A 531-nucleotide genomic window follows, 5' to 3' on the forward strand; every position below is an offset into this window, starting at 1 on the left:
TCAGCCGTTCGAGGCTGCGCTCAGGCAAGAAAAGGATCTGGCGATTGTTCGCTATGAGTACGCTAACAGTCTGCTTTATACCTATCAGGAAGAGGCGCTGGAGCCGGCGTTGACCCAGTTGCAGGTGGCGGCGCAGTTGCCCGCCGGCTTTTCCATGGAGTGGCTCGACCGCGCCTATGCCCGCAAGCGGCTCAAGGAGGTGTTGGCCTGGCGCGATAGCGGCATAAGCTTCAAGCGCTTCGACCGAAAGCGGCGCAAGTACATGCTCAAGGAAAACGCCAATCTCTACGCGGTGACCCTGTCGCCCTTTCTGGTAGAATAAGCCGCTTGATGCCGGACGCCAGAGGCTTGGCGCTTTTGCCCGTTCCCGTTTGGGGCGGGTGGGGCGTGAGGCCTCTGGCGTTCGCCGTCCCGCTTTTAATCAAGGAGACACCATGAAAGTAGGTATTATCGGCGCCGCCGGTCGCATGGGCCGTATTCTGATCGAGGCGACGCTGGCCAACCCGGATACAACGCTGGCGGCGGCGGTGG

Annotated in this window: 2 pseudogenes; both read left to right on the plus strand. The window is 61.0% G+C overall.

Annotated elements, in window-relative coordinates:
• Positions 1-322 (plus strand): annotated as a pseudogene (locus A3754_RS26910) (hypothetical protein); the annotation flags it as partial.
• Between the two features lie 112 nt (positions 323-434).
• Positions 435-531 (plus strand): annotated as a pseudogene (locus A3754_RS26380) (4-hydroxy-tetrahydrodipicolinate reductase); the annotation flags it as partial.

The sequence above is a fragment of the Alcanivorax sp. HI0083 genome (genome assembly GCF_001635175.1).